The organism is Vibrio sp. 10N.222.48.A3 (genome assembly GCF_041475345.1).
Classification (GTDB): domain Bacteria; phylum Pseudomonadota; class Gammaproteobacteria; order Enterobacterales; family Vibrionaceae; genus Vibrio; species Vibrio tasmaniensis_A.
The window spans coordinates 1-263 of sequence record NZ_JBFRVX010001782.1 but is presented as its reverse complement, the minus strand read 5'-3'; the positions used below and the strand labels follow the sequence as shown (position 1 = coordinate 263).

Annotated in this window: 1 pseudogene; it reads left to right on the top strand. The window is 39.2% G+C overall.

The features are described from left to right. Positions 1-249, top strand: a pseudogene (locus tag AB4653_RS28890) (ParA family protein); the annotation flags it as partial. Positions 250-263 lie beyond the last annotated feature (14 nt).

Below are 263 nucleotides of genomic sequence, written 5' to 3'. Positions count from 1 at the left end.
ATTAAGGAGGATGAAGGCAATTATCTGATCTTGAGGAACGAGGTCGACTCAAGAAACACTATTATTAATGAGTTCATTGATGAGGAATTGGAGGTAGTACAAGATAAATTGCTACCAGTATCTGTCCGTCGTTCTGAGCATGTTGGACAAGCTAATGCCGTTTCCTCTCCTGTGCGCTTTTATAAATCGGGCTCTCTTGTTAATAACGATTACCGAAAACTGGCTGCGTTTCTTTTGAATTTGATGTAATACATAGGTAATAC